This is a genomic window from Sphingobacterium sp. MYb382, assembly GCF_037572665.1.
Lineage (GTDB): Bacteria > Bacteroidota > Bacteroidia > Sphingobacteriales > Sphingobacteriaceae > Sphingobacterium.
Genome location: NZ_JBBGZT010000028.1, coordinates 291,494 through 312,854, shown reverse-complemented (window position 1 = coordinate 312,854; position 21,361 = coordinate 291,494). Strand labels below are relative to the sequence as shown.

Annotated in this window: 21 protein-coding genes and 1 tRNA gene; 11 read left to right on the top strand and 11 right to left on the bottom strand. The window is 40.1% G+C overall.

The window, feature by feature from the left end; translation table 11 throughout:
• Positions 1–28: 28 nt before the first annotated feature.
• From WH223_RS15810 to WH223_RS15800, 3 genes are all read right to left on the bottom strand, one after another.
• Positions 29–1,525 carry an alpha-L-fucosidase gene (locus tag WH223_RS15810; RefSeq protein WP_340048730.1) on the bottom strand — a complete coding sequence of 499 codons (1,497 nt, stop codon included), beginning with the start codon at positions 1,523–1,525 and terminating at the stop codon, positions 29–31.
• 7 nt (positions 1,526–1,532) lie between these two features.
• Complete coding sequence (locus WH223_RS15805; RefSeq protein WP_340048729.1) at positions 1,533–3,623, bottom strand: glycoside hydrolase family 2 protein; 2,091 nt, start codon at positions 3,621–3,623, stop codon at positions 1,533–1,535.
• Between the two features lie 260 nt (positions 3,624–3,883).
• Positions 3,884–5,332, bottom strand: coding sequence for a dicarboxylate/amino acid:cation symporter (locus WH223_RS15800; protein ID WP_340048728.1), 1,449 nt, complete (start codon positions 5,330–5,332; stop codon positions 3,884–3,886).
• 242 nt (positions 5,333–5,574) lie between these two features.
• Here WH223_RS15800 and WH223_RS15795 point away from each other — a divergent pair.
• Positions 5,575–5,648 (top strand) — tRNA-Arg (locus tag WH223_RS15795).
• Between the two features lie 97 nt (positions 5,649–5,745).
• Here WH223_RS15795 and WH223_RS15790 read toward each other — a convergent pair.
• The 4 genes from WH223_RS15790 to WH223_RS15775 form a co-directional block, all read right to left on the bottom strand.
• Complete coding sequence (locus WH223_RS15790) at positions 5,746–6,729, bottom strand: ISAon1 family transposase (protein WP_340048727.1); 984 nt, start codon at positions 6,727–6,729, stop codon at positions 5,746–5,748.
• Positions 6,722–7,075, bottom strand: a complete 354-nt coding sequence (locus tag WH223_RS15785; RefSeq protein ID WP_340046147.1) for an ISAon1 family transposase N-terminal region protein — start codon at positions 7,073–7,075, stop codon at positions 6,722–6,724. Before WH223_RS15785 ends, WH223_RS15790 begins: the two co-directional genes overlap by 8 nt.
• A 313-nt stretch (positions 7,076–7,388) precedes the next feature.
• Positions 7,389–7,607 carry a hypothetical protein gene (locus WH223_RS15780; RefSeq protein ID WP_340048726.1) on the bottom strand — a complete coding sequence of 73 codons (219 nt, stop codon included), beginning with the start codon at positions 7,605–7,607 and terminating at the stop codon, positions 7,389–7,391.
• A gap of 207 nt (positions 7,608–7,814) precedes the next feature.
• The gene (locus tag WH223_RS15775; protein WP_340048725.1) at positions 7,815–8,171 is read right to left on the bottom strand and encodes a winged helix-turn-helix transcriptional regulator; all 357 of its coding nucleotides are present in this window, start codon (positions 8,169–8,171) and stop codon (positions 7,815–7,817) included.
• A gap of 97 nt (positions 8,172–8,268) precedes the next feature.
• Here WH223_RS15775 and WH223_RS15770 point away from each other — a divergent pair, with 97 nt between their 5' ends.
• From WH223_RS15770 to WH223_RS15760, 3 genes are all read left to right on the top strand, one after another.
• Positions 8,269–8,868 carry a nitroreductase family protein gene (locus WH223_RS15770; protein WP_340048724.1) on the top strand — a complete coding sequence of 200 codons (600 nt, stop codon included), beginning with the start codon at positions 8,269–8,271 and terminating at the stop codon, positions 8,866–8,868.
• 349 nt (positions 8,869–9,217) lie between these two features.
• The gene (locus tag WH223_RS15765; RefSeq protein WP_340048723.1) at positions 9,218–10,072 is read left to right on the top strand and encodes a DUF4349 domain-containing protein; all 855 of its coding nucleotides are present in this window, start codon (positions 9,218–9,220) and stop codon (positions 10,070–10,072) included.
• Between the two features lie 48 nt (positions 10,073–10,120).
• Positions 10,121–10,312: a hypothetical protein gene (locus tag WH223_RS15760; RefSeq protein ID WP_340048722.1), complete on the top strand. Its 192-nt coding sequence runs from the start codon at positions 10,121–10,123 to the stop codon at positions 10,310–10,312.
• Between the two features lie 83 nt (positions 10,313–10,395).
• Here the strand turns inward: WH223_RS15760 and WH223_RS15755 are convergent, their stop codons facing one another.
• On the bottom strand, positions 10,396–10,746 hold the full coding sequence (locus WH223_RS15755; RefSeq protein WP_340048720.1) for a 4Fe-4S dicluster domain-containing protein: 351 nt from the start codon (positions 10,744–10,746) through the stop codon (positions 10,396–10,398).
• A 156-nt stretch (positions 10,747–10,902) separates the two neighbouring features.
• Here WH223_RS15755 and WH223_RS15750 point away from each other — a divergent pair, with 156 nt between their 5' ends.
• The 7 genes from WH223_RS15750 (at position 10,903) to WH223_RS15720 (ending at position 19,485) form a co-directional block, all read left to right on the top strand.
• Positions 10,903–11,922, top strand: a complete 1,020-nt coding sequence (locus WH223_RS15750; RefSeq protein ID WP_340048719.1) for an acyl-CoA reductase — start codon at positions 10,903–10,905, stop codon at positions 11,920–11,922.
• Positions 11,923–11,989: 67 nt separating this feature from the next.
• Entirely contained in the window at positions 11,990–12,193 is a 204-nt protein-coding gene (locus WH223_RS15745; protein ID WP_340048718.1) for a fructose-6-phosphate aldolase, read from the top strand.
• Between the two features lie 8 nt (positions 12,194–12,201).
• Positions 12,202–12,882, top strand: coding sequence for a cell division ATP-binding protein FtsE (locus WH223_RS15740; RefSeq protein ID WP_340048717.1), 681 nt, complete (start codon positions 12,202–12,204; stop codon positions 12,880–12,882).
• A gap of 147 nt (positions 12,883–13,029) precedes the next feature.
• Complete coding sequence (locus WH223_RS15735) at positions 13,030–13,569, top strand: nucleotide exchange factor GrpE (RefSeq protein ID WP_340048716.1); 540 nt, start codon at positions 13,030–13,032, stop codon at positions 13,567–13,569.
• A 4-nt stretch (positions 13,570–13,573) separates the two neighbouring features.
• The gene (gene dnaJ, locus WH223_RS15730) at positions 13,574–14,734 is read left to right on the top strand and encodes a molecular chaperone DnaJ (RefSeq protein WP_340048715.1); all 1,161 of its coding nucleotides are present in this window, start codon (positions 13,574–13,576) and stop codon (positions 14,732–14,734) included.
• Positions 14,735–15,200: 466 nt separating this feature from the next.
• On the top strand, positions 15,201–15,788 hold the full coding sequence (locus tag WH223_RS15725) for an outer membrane beta-barrel protein (protein ID WP_340048713.1): 588 nt from the start codon (positions 15,201–15,203) through the stop codon (positions 15,786–15,788).
• Positions 15,789–18,177: 2,389 nt separating this feature from the next.
• Positions 18,178–19,485 carry a DEAD/DEAH box helicase gene (locus WH223_RS15720; RefSeq protein ID WP_340048712.1) on the top strand — a complete coding sequence of 436 codons (1,308 nt, stop codon included), beginning with the start codon at positions 18,178–18,180 and terminating at the stop codon, positions 19,483–19,485.
• 5 nt (positions 19,486–19,490) lie between these two features.
• On the opposite strand, the gene coaD is transcribed toward WH223_RS15720, so the two are convergent.
• From coaD to WH223_RS15705, 3 genes are read right to left on the bottom strand one after another with little or no spacing between them, the layout of a single operon-like run.
• Entirely contained in the window at positions 19,491–19,961 is a 471-nt protein-coding gene (gene coaD / locus WH223_RS15715) for a pantetheine-phosphate adenylyltransferase (RefSeq protein ID WP_340048711.1), read from the bottom strand.
• Positions 19,962–19,984: 23 nt separating this feature from the next.
• The gene (gene rsmD / locus WH223_RS15710; protein ID WP_340048710.1) at positions 19,985–20,524 is read right to left on the bottom strand and encodes a 16S rRNA (guanine(966)-N(2))-methyltransferase RsmD; all 540 of its coding nucleotides are present in this window, start codon (positions 20,522–20,524) and stop codon (positions 19,985–19,987) included.
• Entirely contained in the window at positions 20,515–21,309 is a 795-nt protein-coding gene (locus tag WH223_RS15705; protein WP_340048709.1) for a DUF3822 family protein, read from the bottom strand. Before WH223_RS15705 ends, rsmD begins: the two co-directional genes overlap by 10 nt.
• Positions 21,310–21,361: the final 52 nt, after the last annotated feature.

The following is a 21,361-nucleotide window of genomic DNA, read 5'->3' as shown; positions in this document are numbered from 1 at the left end:
GTCTCCAAAAAGACAGCCTGTTTTTTTATTACTTTTTGGCATCCATTAGTTTTTCCTCCTTAGCTTCTACTAACCCGACTTTTACCTTCAGCACAAAAGGCTCGTTGGACTGAAAATCAGAAGGTAATTGAATATCATAGTAGGTATTTGCATCACGATCCAAGCCGATATCAGCATGTGCCAGCTTTAGTTCGCGGCCATCTACAAGTAAATATGCTGCTTGAGGGCGTTCATTAGCGACCTTCGGCACCAGCAAGCGAATCTGCTCGTTTATAGGTCTATTAAACACCGTTAAGTAGATGTAGTCCCCCTTTCTGGTCAGATAGCCATAAGGAAGCGTAGGCCAGCTCACCCGATGCGTAGCATAAACAGCCTCACTGTTTATGTGCATCCAATCGCCGATTTCCTTAGCCAACTTATCTTCACCGGGATGCATATTCCCTTTCCCATCAGGCCCAAAGTTCAACACGAAATTGCCATCCATTGAAACGGTACGCATCAACATAGCTAACAAATCATCCTTCGTCTTGGTATACAATCCAGTCCAATCCTTCATATACCCCCACCCATTGGGCGGAATCGTCATCACAGCATCCCAATCGTTCCCCTTGAGAATGCTGTAGTCTGCGGGAAGCTTACGTTCCCACCCTTGCTCATAATCTCCCAACAGCTGCCCATTGCTATCAAAATGACGCTTACCGTACTCATCACTGCGAAAGCGAGAACCGATAATTAAACCGGGATGTAAGTTGCGCATTTCTTTTTCCAGCTTATAGGTGAAATCATAGGCGTTTACCCAGGAAGGGTCCCAGGTGCCATCAAACCAAAAGCCTTTGAGTTGTGGGTAGCTATGCAGCAATTCAAGCAACTGGTTGCGTGTATAGTTCAAAAAATTAGCGAACTTTTTCTCTTCATCCGCTGTAGCGGGATTCTTAGACTGATAATCGGGATGATGCCAATCCAAGACGGAGAAATAAAGATAAACGTCTATTCCTTCCGCCGTGTAGGCGTCTACAACCTCCTTAACGATATCTCTTTTAAATGGTGTATTGCTGCTATTATAATCCGAATACTGCGTTGGCCACAGCGCAAAGCCATCATGATGCTTGGTTGTAAAAATAAGGTAGCGAGCGCCCATCGCTTTAGCCTGTCTTGCCCAGCGCTTGGCATCAAAATCTACTGGATTAAATTGCTTGTACAGGTTATCATAGGTTTGCGTCCAATTTACAGGCTTCGTAGGGCCACTCCAAGCACGAATCCATTCGGATGCCGCAGCACCTTTTCGGGCGCTCACGCCCTCCCATTCGTTGCCCGGAATGGCATATAGCCCCCAGTGGATAAACTGCCCAAAGCCATAATCTCGGAAAGCTTCCATAGCGTCATCTGCACGGCGCTCTGAATGTAGCGGACCATATTTCAGGTTTTTCCAATCTGCCGTCTTCCCTGCGTCCTCCTGCCCATAAACGACATTCCCGAAAAGCACCGCAAGGAACAGCAAAAAAACGGAGTTCAAATATCTCTTCATGATCTACTTATTTCAGTGTCCAGGTCATCTCATCGGTCAACGATTTCTCTCCATCGGTAGATGTGGCTTTAATTATATTAACTCCTTTCCGAAGCTTTACCTGCTCTACCACCCAATGTTTACTGTTGACACCTTGCTTTGCCTCGTATCGCTCTCCATTAACCGCAATGCTTACTTTCGGTTGATTCGAAAAAAGCTGAATGCGTGTCACTGCTTCCTCCCGCTCATTATCACGTCTATTGGCAAGATAAAGCATCGGCTCTGGGTTCCAATTTGCTTTATACCAGTAGAAAGAATCTTTGCGCCTTTGGCGGTCGAAGGTGATTAATCCCTTCAAATTACGCGCATTCACCCCACCCCGATTCCATGCAGGCACCGCAAATTCAAACATATTCCATACGTAAGAAGCTATAATAATGGGATTTTTCTCAATGGCTGCCCATTGTTGAATATGTGTTTCTGTTTGGTAATTCTCTGGAAAGTAATCGCCTGTGACTACATTTTTAGGCTTCACTACTTTCTCCTGACCAATATCCATATTACCATCGGCACCATACTCCGACAAAATAATACGATAGCTCGGAAAATCACGTTGAGCCTTTTCGGCCCAAGGTTTTAAATCGCCAATCTCCCCACCATACCAACCAAAATAATGATTTATCCCCTGCACATCTGTCGTCAAGTTCTCTTGCCTATCAATTTGGCTGTAGCCCGTCACTGCTCCGGTCAAGCGATCAGGGTCGAGCGTCTTAGCAAGATCATGTAATTCGCGCGATAAGACCGGCACTAAACCATCAGCCGTTTTGCTATAAACCTCATTGTGCACCCCCCAAATATAGATGGAAGGGTGATTGTATTGCTGCTTCACCAATTCACGTAGCTGCTGCTTTGCATTATAGCTTTCGGTGAAAGAAACGCGATTCACAAAAGGAATCTCTGCCCATACCAAGAAGCCTAAGCTATCGGCTAAAGAATAGGTCGCTGATGCCTGCTGATAATGAGCTAAGCGCACCGTGGTAACCCCCATTTCCTTCATCAACATAAAATCTTCTTTATGCTGAGCGAAGCTAAAAGCGGATCCAAATCCCCAACGATCCTGATGCCGTGCCACCCCATACATTGGATAGCGCTTACCATTCAAAAAGACCCCATCACCAGCAACAAGCTCAATTGTACGTAGCCCTAGCGGCTGCTCTGTGCAATCCAGCTCCAGGTCGCCCTTCATAAGCCTCGTTCTTAATTTATATAGATATGGATCACGCACACCGTCCCACAAATGCGGATTATCGATAGACAAGGTTGTTTCTACATGCAGGCTTCCTTGCGGAGTAACCAGCACAGGCTTTCTGCTATGCTGAACGACTTTACCCTGATCATCATAAACCTCAGCAATTAATTCAACTTGCTGTGCTACCTTCTCTTTGGTCTCTAATTTGGCTAACACTTTTACCGTAGCGGACTTTTCCGACACCTCTTGCTGCCGTATAAATACGCCTGGAGAAGCATCGTCAGTAACGACAAATCCCGTCTTGGCTGTTGTTATCAGGGCAACAGGCCTATAAATACCGCCATATACGGGAAAAAGAAATTGATCTGTTGGCAATACATCTTTACGGGATTGATTATCTGTTATTACCGTTAGGATATTTTCTTTAGCATAGTCTATAGAGTTGCTAATTTCGAAAACAAACATGGAGTAAGCTCCTTTATGCTCGCCAATATACTGCTGATTGATATACAGCTGTGCTACGGCACCAACGCCTTCAAACTTTAGAAAAGTACGTCTGCCCTGCTGATTAGCAGCAGCGAAAAACTTCTTTTGATAAACGGCTTTTCCTTCGAAGAAGTTACGGTCACGCTGCATGTCGTCCCGATTGAACGTATGTGGTAAATCGACCTTTTCCCACACCTCCGGAACGGTCCATTGCCCTTCAGCTTCCTTATAACTTTGTCCATTTTCAAAACTGGTAAAGAAGGTTCTATTTTGGGCTTTATAGAATTGCCAATCGGCATTAAAACTTTCTTCGACACGGGATTGACCGAAAGCATTTACCCACATAAATGCTGCTGCTGACAGCAGCAAAAAGACTCTTTTCAAATAGGTTATCATAAGCATTGGTTATTATCTACTAACCAAGTAACATATAATTAAGGAGAATTTAGTTGAGCAAACGATTGTCCTAATTACGAAAACGTTTACTTAAGAATTCATACAGCACAGCTATCCCAAGATGGCATTACTTTACCTATTGCTTAGCAAAGAAAAAGATCAAAATAATTGACCAATAAACGCAAAAAAGCAGGAATAGCTTTCACCATTCCTGCTTTCATATATAAGAGCTAAAATACGTATACTACCTAGCTTTCAATTTCTGCTGGTGCATCCTCACGGAATGGGGCTTCTTCATCAAAAGCACCTTCCCATTTAGCGACAACTACCGTTGCTAAACAGTTACCAATTACGTTAACTGACGTACGCGCCATATCCATCAACTCATCAATACCAAGGATAGCGGCAATAACGAACGTTGGCAAACCGAACTGATCGGCTGTTGCAATCAATACAATTAAAGAAGCACGCGGCACTGCTGCGACCCCTTTAGAAGTGATCATTAGGGTAAATGCGATCAACAATTGTTGTCCAAAGTCCAAATGAATTCCTGCAGCTTGCGCAACGAAGATAGCCGCTAATGATAAATACAAAGATGTACCATCTAAGTTAAAGCTATAACCCGTAGGGATTACGAAGGAAACAATATGACGAGGAACACCGAATTTCTCCATCGCACTCATGGCCTTTGGTAGGGCTGCATCCGAACTAGTCGTTGCAAAAGCAATAGAAACAGGCTCCTTCACGGCTTTGATAAACTGCTTTACTGGAACCTTTAAGAATAAAGCTACAGGCAGCAACACAAATGATAAGAAGGCGATTAGTGCTAAATAGAGACTACCTAAGAGCATAAATAGATTTTTCAAGATATCTGCTCCAAGATGACCTACGGTGTATGCCATGGCCGCCCCTACGCCTATAGGGGCAAACATCATCACAATATTGGTAAACTTAAACATGACTTCCGAGAGACTCCCGGTAAAGTCTACCATTGGCTTTCGCTTCTTCTCTTCAACCAAAGCCAAGGCTATACCAAAGATTACACCAAATACCACAATCTGTAATACGCGGTTTTCATACACTGCTTTTACAATGTTTTCCGGGAATGTATCGCGAATAAATACGCTGAATTTATATACACCATGTGCCTCCTCTGAAATGTGACTCATGGCTTTTGCATCGGCATCCGTTATACCAGAGGTCGTTGGAAGCTCTTCATGCGGCATATGCGCCACATCGACACCTACTCCTGCTTTTGTTAAGTTAATAACGATCAAACCGATAAAAATAGCACAAGAAGTAGCCAGGAAGAAATACAACATGGACTTCCATGCCATTCTTCCCACGGCTTTCAAATCGGAGTGTCCGGCAATACCATAAACAAGCGTTGAAAATAAAATAGGCCCTACAATAGTTTTTACAAGCTTAATAAAGGCCTGTGAAAGGGGTTGTAAAGCACGGGCGAAGTTCGGAAAATCAAGTCCGACGAAGACGCCAAGTATCAAACAGGTAAGAATCCATGTAGTAAGGTTTCTACGCGTTAATGCATTTAAAGTTAAAACGACTCCTGTTACCCAACGTACGACAAGCATGACATCGGGCGATATATGCAACCAGTCGAATTCATAAATTAGGGTTATAACAATGGCAATCGCAATTGTGATTAGGGTTACAAACCCCATTTGCTTTTTGAACATGTATTTTTGTTTTATAGGTAACAAAAATAGAAAAATCGGTCGCTTATCCAAAATTATACGTTCAGGTCACCTTAAGCTTCCCTCCTTGTAACCATTTGAAGCCTACTAACGCTTAAAATGGCTAAAATTTAAAAGGCTCATTATAAAGTCGTTTTGCGAAAAACAGCTTTAAAGCGCAAAAAAACGTAAATTTATTTTGGAAATCTAGTTCAAATACCTACTTTTGTTGCATCGAAAGGGATGCGCCAATAGCTCAGCAGGATAGAGCAACGGTTTTCTAAACCGTCGGTCAGGGGTTCGAATCCCTTTTGGCGTACTGATTTCACAAAAGGCTTTACAAATTGTAAAGCCTTTTTCTTTTTTACAATCTTGGTTTTATCGGATCAAGTTGAATTCTTGGGGGGCATCTTTTTTTAAGCATACAATTTCATTACGCGGTATAAGAAGAACTTCGTGTCTCTAACACCCCTGAATATTGCTCTGAAAGCTTTCAGCTTAGCATTAAAAGACTCCGCGGCAGCATTTGTACTCCTATTATCAAAGTAATGAAGGATATTTGGGTGATGTGCAGCAATAGACCTTGCTACACTTTCAAAAGATTCTATCCCTGCATTCTCGGCTTGATGATGCCATAGCGCGAGTTTGGTTAACGCACCTTCTTTACTCTTGCATTTATTAAAGATATCGCCCAATGCTAGCGCTAAATCATACGCTTTCTTAAGTCTTGGAAAATGTAAGAAAAGAAGCTCTGCACGGTGCTTCTGGCTTTCAGACCACCGAGAAGAGTGTTTAAATAGCAAATATCTTGATCTCGCTAATAATTGCTTAAGCGTATCTCCGTTAGCTAATATCTCTGCAGCATAGTGATTCCCTTCTTTACGCGCCTTGATAATCTTTCGACTTTCATCATCCAAGACCGCCCAACGATATTTAATGCGTAGTTCCTGAACAGCATCATAGGCTAATTTCTGCACATGGAATCTATCTATTACTCGTTTAGCGTTACCAAAACATCTGCGAACAGCTTTAGCCATATTAGGAGCCATATCCATCGTGACTTCCTTTACTTTATTTCTTAATCTAAGTGGTATACGCTCTAAAACATGAATAATATCTTCAGCCTTAGTTCCTTTTATGGTAGCCAAGATCGTCCCTTTTCTTCCTTTAGCAGCTTTACTACTTACAATCGTATAGAGTTCACCGTTACTGAAGCTCGTTTCGTCTATACTTAACTTTTCTGTTGTGTTCTCAGGGAAAACAGTCCAGTATTCTGCATGAGACTTTTGATTCCAATCATGAAAGTCACTAAGATGGTTTTTATAGTGCTCCTGGAGCTGTTTCCCATCTAGCTGGAAGAAAAGACCTAATAGATGAGCACTAATGGGATAATTATCCAAATATCCCCTTTAAAAAAAGCCCGAACTCTGTAGTCATTCGAGCCCCTTCACGCACCAAGTTCCAATCTCTAGTAATGATTTTCCCATCAGCTAGAACTGTCCAACGTCGGCGTTTAATATGAAGTGTAACTTTTTGAGTGCGAATAGGAAAATCCTTAATCTCAGCGGATGGCATAAAACCTTTTGATTCTAATTTAGCATTTTCATAACCTGAAGGGGCTATGTTCTTTTCATCGAGATAAATATGAAGTTCGTTGTCTTTTGAGACAACATCCATGATATCAAAATATTCTAATAGCCCTTCGGGCATCAATAAAGTCAGAAGTTTACGTTCAGCGTCTTGCAAAGTATATCTATTTAAAACGCTAAACTAACAATAATTAAATTTACCCCCCAAGAATTCCGTATGATCCGTTTTATCCTAAAGTTGAAAGAACTGAAATTTTAAAAAACAAAGACAACCTATATTCTCCCAGTTTAAAAAATCATTCACTATTGCCGTCAAAAAATGGGCAATGTATACCATACATGAATACCTCGACAGAGTTTTAAATCTTAAAATTTACTCAAGGATGCTGAATGGCAAGCTCCCAAAGGAAATCAATATCTTGATAACCGGAAATATTATTAAGAATATTAGGATAAGATAGCGATTCTCCCTAATCGATATACTCCCGCACAAAATAACCCAACCAAAACCAATCTTTAGCAGTAAGCTCCTCTTTAGGGATAAACTCAACACCCTTATCTGTTATAACGACCTCACATCTACTGGCAATCCCCTGCGTATACAAATTTGTCTCTAGTGCTTCTTTAATTGCTTTTACTACATCTGCCTCAGCCGAAATCTTCATAGCACCAAAGTACCCAAACTTCATACCAAAACAATTACGGTTAACCATCGCTGCTAAAAAATAATAAGCCTGAAACGCTAAAATCTATAAGTGCTTTTGTTTATTACTTAGTTTTGCCGTATAGATTTACTTTAGCCCTTAACAGTTTAGTTTTATAGAATTTAAATGAATAGTAGATATTATATTTGAAAATCACGACTAAATTAAATAGCGCAAAATCTCCCTTCACCATTAGATCTTGATAGCAGTCTGTTTAATTCGATCATTCGTTTTTGCGGTTTTCTTTCCCCAATCTGATATAGCCTGTAGTAAAGGAATCAGTGTCTTTCCAAAATCCGTAAGCTCATACTCTACGCGCAATGGCGGCTTATCGGTATACACCGTCCTCGTGATTAAACCATCTTCCTCCAATTCTTTCAGTTGCAAGCTTAAGGTTCTTTCTGTTATCGACAGACATTCTTTTCTAAGCTCGTTGTATCTCTTTTTTTCAATTAAATGAATAAGGATTACTGATTTCCACTTGCCTCCAATGTAACGCATCGTAAGGCTGGTACTACATGGATATTTTTTATCGTCTATACTATACATCTGCTACTATCATTTATGACCGTTATTGCAAACATAACTAACTATACTTATTTTTGCAACTATAAAAAGTATAGTTAAATATTTAAAACATAAAAATATGGATTTTCTAGACCTTGCAAAAAGTAGATATACGACCAAAAGCTATGACCCGACACAAAAAATAGCTAAAGATAAAATCGAACAATTGAAACAAATTATTCGGTTAAGTCCTTCATCCATCAACAGTCAACCCTGGACTTTTACCTTTGTTGAAGACGAAACCGTGAAGAATGAACTCGCTGCCGTTTCGTATTGGAATGCCGAAAAAATAAATAAAGCAAGTCAATTGGTTGTTTTCAGCGCTATTGACGACGTCGAAGCTTTTGAAAGCCAAATTCAAGAACGTCTCTTAGAGGGTCCAATGGCCTTTTACAATGACTTTGTAAAACCTAAAGGTGAAACGGCAATCAAGTCATGGCTCCAACACCAAGTCTATTTGTCCCTAGGCTTTTTCCTATCAGCTTGTGCCAGTCTAGAAATTGATAGCACGCCAATGGAAGGCATTCAGAATGAAGCATACGACAACATACTTAAGATTGATGGCTACAAATCTTTATTTGCTGTAGCGATAGGCTATAGAGACCCGGCAGACTTTAACCAGCCTTCCTTAAATCCGAAATCACGCCTCGACAGCAGCGATGTGATTAACGTTATCTAAGGATTTACAATGGATGGTTTTAAGGTATTGATTAATACAAAAAAACATGAGGGGCTGACAGTCAAATCAGCCCTCTCAAACCAAAACCGAACCAAAATATTTAATATATCAGTTGTTCAATATTTCAAGTAAGCTAATTTCTGTAATTAGTATGAATATTTTTTACGGAAATCCGTAAAACGGGAAAGATAGCGCACCATACACAAAATGGCTTCTACCCTATTTATGCGAAAACATCTTATAGTTCTTTAGCGTTTCATCTATTACTTATCTATGCTAAACGTAAAAATAGTGTTATGGATTTTCACTATATTTAGCATCATAGCCGTATAAGAACACAACAATGAACATGATAAAGCTAAAAAACATATCTTTCCTAGCCCTATTTTTAGTAACCCTTGGGGGCTGCCAACATCGAGAAGGCATACAAGCAGCGTCAGGTGCAAATGAAATATCCCTCGAAAACCTTGATGAAAAAGCGATGTCAGCAGACCATGTCAATAGAGAAGCTGAGAAAACGGTCGAGGAAAAAATAATTAAGACGGGAAGTTTTCGCTATGAGGTTCAAGATTTAGATAAAGCTTTTATCTTTCTTAATGAAACCACAAAGAAAAACGGTGGTTTTATAGAGAACGACAATACCACCAATCAATATGGTACACAGACGCGCAATCTAACCGTCCGTATTCCGAGCAAGAATTTCGATCGTTTTTTTGAATCTTTAAATAAGGAAGTATCCTTCTTTGATAATAAGAGCATTTCCAGCACAAATGTAACGGCACAATTTATCGACGTTGAAGCACGACTAAAAACAAAGAAAGCCCTAGAAGTACGCTACTTGGAGCTATTGGGTAAAACCAATAAAATGACAGAGATTATTGAAATTGAGAAGTCTTTATCTGCTGTTAGAGAAGACATCGAGTCTGTTCAAGGGCAAATGAACTACCTGAAGGATCAGATTTCTATGAGTACCATGACGATAGAAATCTATAAAAGAGCACCGGCGGGAACAGGAGCTACAGAATCGTACTTCTCAAAAATTGGTAACGCCTTTGTTTCAGGTTTTAATTCGCTATCTGGATTTTTTATCAGTATTATTGAGTTATGGCCTTACGCTATCATTTTAGCTTTAATTATAACCTTTGTCCGCAAGCGGAAATGGCGCAGAACGAATTTAAAAAACAAATCGGATGGGCAGGCTTAAGGCTACATCCGATTTATATAGAAACTATACATAATAAAACTTAAATCAATGCTACAAGAAGAATTCATTACTGTACGAACCCTTACGAAAGAAGACGCCTACGTGCGAAAGAGTGATATTAGCGCTATAGAACCGCTACTCAACTTTACCTCTGTCGCTGGATCCATCATCCACCTTAGAGGTGGCTCTAAAATAGATGTGAAGGAGTTGCCGAATCTACTCTTTCAACGAATTAAATAAATACGTCTGCTTCTAGGCGGGCAACAACACAAAAAAAAAGCGCAACCTTTCGATTGCGCTTTTATTATTTCTTTAACCAGCGATTATTCAGCGTGTAACCAAGCTTTTTTCGCCAATAGTTCTTCTTCTGTTTCTACGATATCTTCATCTTCCACACAACAGTCTACTGGACATACAGCAGCGCACTGAGGCTCATCATGAAAACCTACACACTCTGTACATTTATCAGAAACGATGTAATATACTTCGTTAGAGACAGCTTCTTGTGTAGCTTCAGCATCAATTGTTACACCATCACCAAAGTCAATCACACCATCCAAAGCCGTACCGTCAGAAAATTTCCAAGTTACGCCAGCATCATATATCGCATTATTCGGGCATTCTGGTTCACATGCCCCACAGTTTATACACTCGTCAGTAATTTTAATTGCCATTTATAACCTTACAATTATAATAAATAAAGTAATTTTGTCCCGTCATCAAAGCTTAACTATACTAGCGATGAATCTATACAAAGTTAGTAGTAAATTTTTAATGACCTAGCAAAGATAGTTTAAAAAAATAAGAGAATAATTCTAAATAAAAAGATTTTGACACAGAACCAACGAATTGATGCTTTCGTAGCTTTAGGAGAATTGATCGGCCAGATGCCGGAATCTCTACAGGAACTTATCGAAAGAGCCGCATATAAAAATCATTGGTACACGGTAGAGAACAGCAAGAAGCAGTTGGCGGCTATTGCAGAAAACCTACAGAAAGAGTCGCTAACACATTGGCTTAGCCAATATCCTGCGACAGCAGGAACAAGCAGTAAAAAGGTTGGTCTTATCTTGGCCGGCAATATTCCACTCGTTGGTTTTCATGATATTTTAGCTGTTTTGATTGCTGGATTTACGGCGCAGATAAAACTATCATCCGACGATGCAGGCCTCACTCCTTTCCTATTAGAATCTTTAATCGCTCTAGAGCCTGCTTTCGCGAGCAAGATTGAAGTTGTTGACCGTTTAGCACAATTCGACTTGATTATTGCCACGGGAAGCGACAATAGCGCACGTTACTTTGAGCATTATTTTGGTAAACAACCACATATCATTCGCAAAAACCGCAATTCGGTTGCTATACTTACGGGCAAAGAAACCAAGGAAGAATTACATCAATTAGGTGCTGATATCTTTGATTACTTTGGCTTAGGTTGTCGTTCGGTTTCTAAATGCTACGTTCCTGAAGGCTATGATGTAGCCCACTTATATGAAGGTATCACCGCTTATGAGCCTATCCGCGACCATTATAAATACAGCAATAACTACGATTACAACAAGTCTATTTACTTAATCAATAGAGATAAACATTTTGATAATGGCTTTTTGTTGCTTAAAGAGGATGAAAAATTAGCTTCACCACTGGCTGTTGTCTTTTACGAAACATACAAAGACTTAGCCAGCTTGACCGAAAAACTAAACGCTCAAGCAGATAAAATCCAATGTATCGTTAGTCAAGCCACAATAAGCAGTGACATTCCTACGTTCAGATTGGGAGGCAGTCAATGTCCTTCTTTAACAGACTATGCTGATGGCGTGGACACGATGGCTTTTTTGAGCGCACAATACTAAAATAAGCGTAGGGTAAATAATCCAGCAAAGAAAACGCTGGTTTCATAAAAAATTTTAACTTTGTTATATGTATGTTATTAAAGTGAAAGGCGTAGCCAAGATTCCCGATTATGTACAACTTAGGGATAGTGCATTTACGCTATTAGCTTATTTTCGTGTAGACAGACCCGACAAGTCCTTAGAGAAAATCGGCTTAGCCGATAAAGCTGCATACATCATGGAGGTGGTGCAGGAAATGCCTTTTGGACAGATTAAAAAAATTGATGTATAAAACGTATTATGGCAGAGAATACAGTTATTAAACTTAAAAACGTAGATATATACCAGCAAAAGCACCTCGTTCTCTCACATGTGAACTTAGATATCCAACAGGGTGAATTCATTTACCTTATCGGACAATCAGGAACGGGAAAGAGTAGTTTGCTAAAAATTATTTACGGAGACCTTTATATTACAAGTGGTGAAGGCGTTGTTGCAGGTTTCGACTTGCGCAAGCTCCACGACAACGACGTTCCTTACTTACGCCGTAAATTGGGTATCGTTTTTCAGGATTTTCACCTTTTGAACGACCGTACTGTAGAAAAGAACTTAGAATTTGCATTGCGTGCAACTGGTTGGACCGACAAAGGACTTATCGAAAGCCGCATGCTCGACGTATTGGAGAAAGTAGGTTTACGCTCCAAGTTGCGCAAAATGCCACATGAGCTATCTGGTGGTGAGCAGCAACGTATCGTTATTGCCCGTGCCCTTCTCAACAACCCAGAGATCATCTTGGCAGATGAGCCTACAGGTAACTTAGACCCTGCAACTTCTGAAGAGATTGTATTATTACTTCGTGATATTGCAGCATCAGGAACCGCAGTATTGATGGCTACACACGATTACCAAATCATCAAAAATATGCCTGCTCGTGTACTTCGTACCGCAGATACGGCATTATATGACAACGTGACGATTTAAAGCAGCCCGACTGCCATAAAAACAAGAGACCGACAATTTGTTTGTTTATTCTATGAATAAACTGACAGGCTGTCGGTTTGTTTATGATTGGCAACATAATTGACCTGACACAATTAATTAAGAAATTACATAGCTACATAATTTGATATGACGAACGAACAAGAGACTAATTTTCAAGACGAGAATCCTGAGAATTTCGATCAAACTTCAGCGCAAGGAAGTACGGAAGAGCTATCTTTAGAAGATAAACTGCAACAAGATTTAGCAACAGCAAACGACAAATATGCCCGTTTATTTGCTGAATTTGACAATTATAAAAAGCGCACCTCGAAAGAGAAAATTGACCTTATCCAATCAGCAAGTAAAGATTTGTTAAACAAATTATTACCTGTTTTGGACGATTTTGACCGCGCTTTAGCAGCTACACAAACAACGGATGATGTATCATCTTTACGTGAAGGTATAGAATTAGTAAATCACAAGTTCCGTAAGACCTTAATGCAAGAAGGCTTGAAAGAGATGGAAAACATTATTGGACAACCATTCGATGCAGAGTTTCAAGAAGCCATCACGGCGATTCCTGCACCAACGGAAGACTTGAAAAATAAAGTAATTGATGTCGTAGAAAAAGGCTATTTCTTAAATGATAAAGTGGTTCGATTTGCGAAAGTAGTAATAGGTCAGTAAGAAAATGTCGAAGAGAGATTATTATGATATATTAGGTGTTTCCAGAACAGCGGAAGCGACCGAGATTAAATCGGCTTACCGAAAATTAGCCATTAAATATCACCCGGATAAAAATCCGGACGATAAAGACGCGGAAGATAAATTTAAAGAAGCTGCTGAAGCTTATGAAATATTAAGCAATGCGGAGAAACGCCAACGTTATGATCAATTTGGTCATTCTGGTAGCGGCGCTTCTGGATTTGGTGGTGGCGGTGGCCACATGAATATGGAAGACATATTCAGTCAATTTGGCGACATCTTTGGTGGTGGCGGCAGCCCTTTTGACAGCTTCTTCGGTGGTGGTGGCTCGCGCGGTGGCGGTGGCCGTCGTGTGCAGCGTGGTAGCAACCTACGTATTAAAGTAAAATTAACTTTAGAGGAGATTGCCAAAGGCGTTGAGAAAAAGGTTAAAGTAAATAAACAAGTTTCTTGTTCTACGTGTAACGGAACTGGTGCTAAAGATAAATCGTCTTACCATACGTGTAATACTTGTGGTGGCGCTGGATCTGTTCGCCGCGTGACGAATACGATTTTAGGACAAATGCAAACAACAAGCACCTGCCCTACTTGTAATGGTGAAGGTGTAGAGATTACGGCTAAATGTACAACTTGTAAAGGTGAAGGTTTAGAGCGTGGTGAAGAAACTATCGCTATCAATATCCCTGCAGGTGTTAGTGAAGGCATGCAATTATCGATGAGCGGAAAAGGTAATGCTGCTCCGCGTGGTGGTGTTGCTGGTGATTTAATTATCCTTATCGAGGAAGTGCCTCACGAGACATTGAAACGTGATGGTATTAATATCATCTATGACCTTTACATTAATTTTGCTGATGCGGCTTTAGGTACAAGTATCGAAATCCCTACCATTGATGGTAAAGCAAAAATTAAAATCGACCCAGGAACACAAGGAGGAAAAATCCTTCGCCTTAAAGGTAAAGGTATTCCTGAGGTAAACTCTTACCATAAAGGTGATCAATTGGTATACGTTAACGTATGGACACCAAAAGTTGTCTCCCAAGAAGAACGCTCTTTGTTAGAAAAGCTTAAAAGCTCGGCTAACTTTAAGCCGCAACCTGGAAAAAGTGAAAAATCATTCTTTGAGCGAATCAAAGAGTATTTCGAATAATACATAATATCCTATTTAGCTAAAACAGTCCTTGTCCAAAACCAAGGGCTGTTTTTTTATCCGCTAATTCTAGCTTCCGCAGACTGACAAAAACTGACATCCCCTGCCATAATGCTAGCCCAACTGACAAAATATCCCTAGGTGAATAGGCTAATTTGAGTGGCAACCTCCATAAGCCAAAACGATTGGCCCATCAAAAAAGTCCTTTAAACAAAATAGAGTGGCATGAAGTGCCAACACCACATTTTTTTGCACAATCTATGCAACTTTTGTCAGTTAAAAAGTCAGCACAAATTCGCTAAAACAGCATTTTTACCAAATTTTTAAACTTAAATAAACAATAAAACAGATAGTTGCACAAACAAACATTATCATGACAATATTAAATTTAGTTTGGCATAAGTATTGAACTAACTGAATCAAATAGATAAATAGTCAATATTTGAGAACAATTAATTTTAACACTATGAAAAATTTATTCTTAACATTAACAGCTGTTACAGCATTATCATTAGCAGCAAACGCACAAACTGAAAAAGGAAAATTCATCGTTGGCGGTCAAGTAAGTTTTGAAACTTCAAAAACAAAAGATACAGATAACAAAGCAACAGGATTCTCTATCAACCCTACAGTAGGTTACTTCGTAGCTGACAACTGGGCAGTTGGTACAGGTATCGGTTACGGATGGTCTAAAGAGGAGTTCACAACTGCTCCAACATTAAAAACTGACGCTTTCAAAGTTGCTCCTTTCGTAAGAAACTATGTTGGTGAAGGTCAATTCAAATTCTTCTCTCAATTATCAGTTCCTATGGCTTGGGGTAAAGAAACTTCAGAATTAGCTACTGGTGATGTAAAAGAGAAAACACAACATATCGGTGTAGAGATTGCTCCAGGTTTTGCTTTCTTCCCTACTAACAAAATTGGTATCGAATTGAAAGTTCGTGGTTTATACTACGAAAATGACAAAAACAAAACTACTGATGTTTCTACAAACAAATTTGGTTTAGATGCTAACTCTTTAGCTCCAACTTTAGGTGTTCAGTTCCACTTCTAAGCGAAGCTTGAATCCAAAAAATTATAGAAAGCCGTCCTTGTGACGGCTTTTTTTATGACCTTGGATCTTTTTGTTTTTGCAATTTTCTTATTATCGTCCTCGTTTGCAACGAGGATGCTGTTGCTTAGCGTTTGCAACGCTCATAAAAGTCTTTTTCTTAACGATAGGGCGTGTCCTTAGCCAGGACGGGGCTTCAAACTTTTCCTTAATGAAAAGTTTGGCAAAAATCAAGGCTGGCATAGGCTGCTATCTCCCCTTGTAAATTCCGGAACAAAACTAAACTCGCTACGCTCAGACAGAGTTTTCTTCTTGCGGAATTTACTGCGCTACGATTTACGCAGCAGATGCCTAGGCCTTCTTCTTAGCAAAGCAAATCTTTTTGTTTTGCAGCTCTATCCAAACTGTCATGCTGCCCCCTTCGACAGGCTCAGGATGACATCTCGAAGCATCGTTTAGAAATATTTCTTAAAATCTCTATTTATATGCGACCCCGCTAGGCTCGATTTTTATAAACGTTATATTTTCTATAAAGATGTTACCCCTCCGGGGTAAATGATTAACATATTTTTATTCTTGTTTAGGTACCTGTTCTCATTTGTATCTAAAGGGTAATGATATTAGCATATTTTTATTTTTGTTTAGGTACCTGTTCTCATTTGTATCTAAAGGGTAATGATATTAGCATATTTTTGTTCTTGTTTAGGTACCTGTTCTCGTTTGCATCTAAAGGGTAATGATATTAGCCTCTTTTTATTGTTTTTTGTAAAGCTTTTTTAAAGGGTTCAATCCGGAGGATTGACATGTTTATAGCCTAGTTTAAACGGAGGTACGACCCCAGCGGGGTCGAATATTATTTATCGTCTATCGTCCTCGTTTGCAACGAGGATGCTGTTGCTTAGCGTTTGCAACGCTAATAAAAGTCTTTTTCTTAACGATAGGGCGTGTCCTTAGCCAGGACGGGGCTTCAAATTTTTCCTTGATGAAAAGTGTGGCAAAAATCAAGGCTGGCATAGGCTGCTATCTCCCCTTGTAAATTCCGGAACAAAACTAAACTCGCTACGCTCAGACAGAGTTTTCTTCTTGCGGAATTTACTGCGCTACGATTTACGCAGCAGATGCCTAGGCCTTCTTCTTAGCAAAGCAAATCTTTTTGTTTTGCAGCTACCTATCCAAACTGTCATGCTGACCCTTCGACAGGCTCAGGATGACACCTCGAAGCATCATTTGGAAATATTCCTTGAAATCTCTGTTTAGATGCGACCCCGCTGGGGTCGGTTTTTATAAACGTTATATTTTCTATAAAGATGTTACCCCTCCGGGGTAAATGATTATCTCATTTCGATTCTTATTTAAGTACCTGTCCCCATTTGCATCTAAAGGGTAATGATTGGCATATTTTTATTCTTGTTTAGGTATATCGTTCTCATTTGCATCTAAAAGGTAATGATTGGCATATTTTTATTCTTGTTTAGGTCCCTGTTCTCGTTCTCATGTAAAGGATAATGATTGGCATCTGTTTATTGTTTTTTATAAGGCTTTTTAAAGGGATTCAATCCGGAGGATTGACATGTTTATAGCTTAGTTTAAACGGAGGTACGACCCCAGCGGGGTCGAATATTATTATCGTCTATCGTCCTCGTTTGCAACGAGGATGCTGGAGATTAGCGTTTGCAACGCTCATAAAAGTCTTTTTCTTAACGATAGAGCCTGTCCTTAGCCAGGACGGGGCTTCAAACTTTTCCTTGATGAAAAGTTTGGCAAAAATCAAGGCTGGCATAGGCTGCTATCTTCGCTTGTAAATTCCGGAACAAAACTAAACTCGCTACGCTCAGACAGAGTTTTCTTCTTGCGGAATTTACTGCGCTACGATTTACGCAGCAGATGCCTAGGCCTTTTTTTTACTTTCTATCGCCATTTATTTATTGGTTTCTATTTAATGTAGAGCCCATTCCAAACTGTCATGCTGAGCCTGTCGAAGCATCGTTTGGAAATATTCCTTGAAATCTCTCTTTATATGCGACCCCACTGGGGTCGGTTTTTATAAACGTTATATTTCCTATAAAGATGTTACCCCTCCGGGCTAATTATTAGCATATTTTTATTCTTGTTTGGGGACCTGTTCTCATTTGCATCTAAAAGGTAATGATTGGCATATTTTTATTGTTTTTTGTGAGGGTTTTTAAAGGGGTATAAAAAAATAAGACTCCAACCGGGGAGATTGAAGTCTTACTAACTAACCAATTATTAACCTAAATTATGAATACTAGTACATATTCAACTTACATGCCAAAGCTAATTGGCACATATGATTTTAACATATCCTTAACGTCTTCTGGACAATCTATTGACAAATCCCCAATACAACGAATAAAAACACTACTTTTGCGCTATGATAATACAGCAAGTTCTCGATAGAATGCAGATCACCGAACTAAACGCCATGCAAAAGGAGGTTTTAGAAAGGTATGATGCACAACAAGATTTTATACTGCACTCTCCTACTGGTTCGGGTAAAACATTAGCCTTCAGTTTACTTTTAGGACAAAAGCTTTCTCCAGAGAAGGAAGGCGTGCAAGCACTGATCTTGGTTCCTACCCGTGAACTGGCCCTACAGATTGAGCAGGTTATACGCAAGGTACACCAAGGCTATAAAGTAACCTGTTGTTATGGTGGTAATGACACCAAAGTAGAGCGTAATAAGCTAAGAGAGGCTCCTGCCATCCTAATTGGTACACCTGGTCGTGTTATGTATCATTTAGAAAGGCTAACGATACGTCCGGAAACCATTAACACGTTAATTTTAGATGAGTTTGATAAATCCTTAGAATTCGGTTTTCAGGGTCAAATGATTTATATCATCGAGCGCTTACAAAACTTGTCGCAGCGCATCTTAACATCGGCGACGATGATGACAGAAATACCGGAATTTACGGGCATCGGTCAACATGTCACCGTCAACCACTTACACCATGCTGAGGCAGCGCCAAAGCTGACGATTAAGAAGGTTGTGGCTCCTGCACAAAATAAACTTAAAGCCTTATTTAAGCTTATCTGTAAAAACGGACCTAAGAAAACGATTATTTTCTGTAATCACCGCGAAGCGGCTGACCATATTTCAGAGCTATTAGAAGACCGTGAAATTATTCATGACCTTTTCCATGGCGGACTAGAGCAGAGCGATCGTGAATTGGCACTTTTGAAATTTAGAAACAACTCAAACCGTATATTAATAACTACAGATTTGGCTGCTCGTGGTCTAGATATTCCTGAAGTAGATACAATTATTCACTACCAATTGCCGCCTAAGGAAGACGCTTTTATTCACCGTAACGGACGTACAGCACGTATGCAGGCATCGGGAGAAGTTTTCATCATCGTCAAACCAGAAGACAGCTATCCTTATCTTGTAGAAGATTATGAAGAAGAGGTGTTGGACCGCGATGATTATCCGCTTCCACCGAACTCCCCTTACGCGACATTATACATCACCGGAGGTAAAAAAGATAAAATCAATAAAATTGATGTTGTAGGCTTTTTGTTGAACCTTCCAGATATCAAAAAGGAAAATGTTGGACTTATTGAGATTAAAGAGAAAGAATCATATGTAGCCGTTGAGCGTCACCTAGCGATTCAAATCATCAAGGAAGCCAACTTGCAGAAGATAAAAGGTAGAAAAGTTAAAGTGGGTAGAACGTAATCGTTTTACCCTTTTTTTATAAAGCCCAGCACTGCTGCTGGCACTAGCGTGGATACATCGCCATTATTATGGAGGATATCTCGTACAATCGTAGAGGAGATATGTGCCAATCCTGTACGTGCCATTAAAAAATAGGTCTCTATTTCTGGCGCTAATATCAGGTTGTTCTGTGCGATGGCATTTTCAAAATCGAAATCTGTGGTGTTGCGCAATCCACGTAGGATATAGCGCGCATCTACAGTGCGACAAAATGAGGTAGTCAAACCTGTAAATTGCTGAACCTCCACCTGTGTATTATTTTCAAACAACAGCTTAATTCCTGCGACACGGTCCTCGAAGTCCATCAATCCCTTTTTTGAGGAGTTGACGCCCACGGCAATGATAATCTTATCAAACAGCGGCAAAGCACGCGCTACGATATCTTGATGCGCTAAGGTAAAAGGATCAAAAGATCCTGCAAAAACGGCTATCTTCATGGCTTCGATTTTCTTGTGTACAACTATTTGCTTAACGCATAGAAACTAAAAGAAGAATAACCATACTTCCGTGTTTCCAATAAATAAGGTGATTCATCCATTTGTCGTGTCGACGGGTGTTCAATAACCATCACGCCATCTTCTTTCAACAGACCTGTCGCTAGTATCGTATTGGCCAATTGTGGCAATGCGGGTAAGTCATAGGGAGGGTCGGCAAAAATAAAATCGTACGGCCCCGATGGCTTAGCAATAAACTTCAAAACGTCGGCTTTACGTGTACGTATACCCTCCATTTTCATTTTTTTCGCTGTTTCAGAAATATACTGCAAGCATTTGAAATGAATATCTACCGACTCTACCGACTTCACACCTCTAGAAATTAGCTCAAAGCTTATATTTCCAGTACCTGCAAAAAGATCTAAACAGTCGACCTCCTCTAAATCAATTTTATTGTCCAGAATATTAAACAAGGCTTCTTTTGCAATATCTGTTGTTGGACGTACCGGCAGATTTCCCGGTGGCGTAAGGCGTAAACCTCCAAACTTACCTGCTATTATACGCATAGTGGTGCTGTCGTTAAAAGGTTTAAAGCTTCCATTCTGTCGGCCGCCAGCACATCAGGATAATGAATGGCTATGCCTCCCTGCAAAGGAATGACCTTATCGGCAAAAGGGCGAAGCGCCGTAACATAAGCATGGTTACTTGCTACCCCAGAAATCACAAATTGTGAAGCACGCTGCTTAACGCCCAATGTCTGCAATGTATTCCATACAAAATACTTCAGATCTTCGGCCGTAAGAATATCAAAGGTGCTGTAAAACTGTAGATCGCCATCGTTGAAGCAGTACATATCAACCTGTTGGTCTCTAAACTGCGCTCCTAACACAAGTCCTTCAGCCGGCAGATTAGCCTTCAGCTGATGCATCAACATTTGGAAATCGGCAACAAACTTTGCTTCAGGAAATATTTTGCGCCAACGATTATGGAGCAGCAAATCATACTGGTAGCTAGCGGTTAACCCCCACTCTTCTAAACTCAAACTATTGGTACGATCTAAGCGTTCATCTTGCTGAAAACCTTGGTAAAGCGTTACGTCTTGGTCGTCATAAACTTCCGAGGGAACGAGTATTAAGCTTTGCAAAGGGATATTAATAAACACCTGTTGAAAAGGAAGACTCAAGAGCTTCATCGCTTCACTATCAGGAGCATCGGCTGCGTAGGTATATAAAATCTCTACCTCGTTATCCGCATTTAAGACCAGCAGGGTGTCCTGCTGAAAATCCGTTTTCACGAGTAGCTTATAGCTTGAAAGGTAGTGTAACTGAAAGTTCTTAGAGGTGTAATTCATGTGTTTTATTATAGTGACCCAATAGTATTGGGGTAAACAAAATTAGCTTTTA

Bases quoted from the DNA above. Each gene is read 5' to 3' on its own strand.
- WH223_RS15765 (WP_340048723.1), top strand. From the start codon at position 9,218: ATGATAAAGCTAAAAAACATATCTTTCCTAGCCCTATTTTTAGTAACC.
- WH223_RS15740 (WP_340048717.1), top strand. From the start codon at position 12,202: ATGGCAGAGAATACAGTTATTAAACTTAAAAACGTAGATATATACCAG.
- WH223_RS15755 (WP_340048720.1), bottom strand. From the start codon at position 10,746: ATGGCAATTAAAATTACTGACGAGTGTATAAACTGTGGGGCATGTGAA.
- coaD (WP_340048711.1), bottom strand. From the start codon at position 19,961: ATGAAGATAGCCGTTTTTGCAGGATCTTTTGATCCTTTTACCTTAGCG.
- WH223_RS15810 (WP_340048730.1), bottom strand. From the start codon at position 1,525: ATGAAGAGATATTTGAACTCCGTTTTTTTGCTGTTCCTTGCGGTGCTT.
- WH223_RS15770 (WP_340048724.1), top strand. From the start codon at position 8,269: ATGGATTTTCTAGACCTTGCAAAAAGTAGATATACGACCAAAAGCTAT.
- rsmD (WP_340048710.1), bottom strand. From the start codon at position 20,524: ATGCGTATAATAGCAGGTAAGTTTGGAGGTTTACGCCTTACGCCACCG.
- WH223_RS15745 (WP_340048718.1), top strand. From the start codon at position 11,990: ATGTATGTTATTAAAGTGAAAGGCGTAGCCAAGATTCCCGATTATGTA.
- WH223_RS15720 (WP_340048712.1), top strand. From the start codon at position 18,178: ATGATAATACAGCAAGTTCTCGATAGAATGCAGATCACCGAACTAAAC.
- WH223_RS15800 (WP_340048728.1), bottom strand. From the start codon at position 5,332: ATGTTCAAAAAGCAAATGGGGTTTGTAACCCTAATCACAATTGCGATT.
- WH223_RS15705 (WP_340048709.1), bottom strand. From the start codon at position 21,309: ATGAATTACACCTCTAAGAACTTTCAGTTACACTACCTTTCAAGCTAT.
- WH223_RS15725 (WP_340048713.1), top strand. From the start codon at position 15,201: ATGAAAAATTTATTCTTAACATTAACAGCTGTTACAGCATTATCATTA.
- WH223_RS15780 (WP_340048726.1), bottom strand. From the start codon at position 7,607: ATGAAGTTTGGGTACTTTGGTGCTATGAAGATTTCGGCTGAGGCAGAT.
- WH223_RS15735 (WP_340048716.1), top strand. From the start codon at position 13,030: ATGACGAACGAACAAGAGACTAATTTTCAAGACGAGAATCCTGAGAAT.
- dnaJ (WP_340048715.1), top strand. From the start codon at position 13,574: ATGTCGAAGAGAGATTATTATGATATATTAGGTGTTTCCAGAACAGCG.
- WH223_RS15760 (WP_340048722.1), top strand. From the start codon at position 10,121: ATGCTACAAGAAGAATTCATTACTGTACGAACCCTTACGAAAGAAGAC.
- WH223_RS15775 (WP_340048725.1), bottom strand. From the start codon at position 8,171: ATGTATAGTATAGACGATAAAAAATATCCATGTAGTACCAGCCTTACG.